Source organism: Thermococcus sp. ES12 (assembly GCF_012027515.1).
Classification (GTDB): domain Archaea; phylum Methanobacteriota_B; class Thermococci; order Thermococcales; family Thermococcaceae; genus Thermococcus; species Thermococcus barossii.
In genome coordinates this window covers 1-265 of the sequence record NZ_SNUP01000159.1, presented here as the reverse complement: position 1 = coordinate 265, position 265 = coordinate 1, and the positions used below count along the sequence as shown (strand labels likewise).

Genomic DNA, 265 nt, shown 5'->3' with positions numbered 1-265 from the left:
ACCCGAGTTCTATTAGTGCTTGTCCGGTGTCGACGGTGTCGCCTTCTTTGACGAGGATTTTCTTGACTACTCCATCCTTTGGTGCTGGGATTTCATTCTCCATTTTCATTGCTTCGAGGATGAGTAGTCCCTGGCCGGTCTTGACCTGTTCTCCTTCCTTAACGAGGATTCTTAGAATCTTGCCGGGCATTGGGGCAGTGACAACGCCCTCTCCAGCAGGAGCTGGAGTCGGAGCGGAAACGGCTGGAGCTGGGGCTGGAGCGGG

General features: G+C 54.7%; 1 protein-coding gene. It reads right to left on the bottom strand.

Annotated features, from left to right (window positions below; translation table 11 throughout):
* A partial coding sequence (locus E3E37_RS11555) for a biotin/lipoyl-containing protein (RefSeq protein ID WP_305849834.1) occupies positions 1–190 on the bottom strand: 190 nt, incomplete at its 3' end.
* Between the last annotated feature and the right edge of the window lie 75 nt (positions 191–265).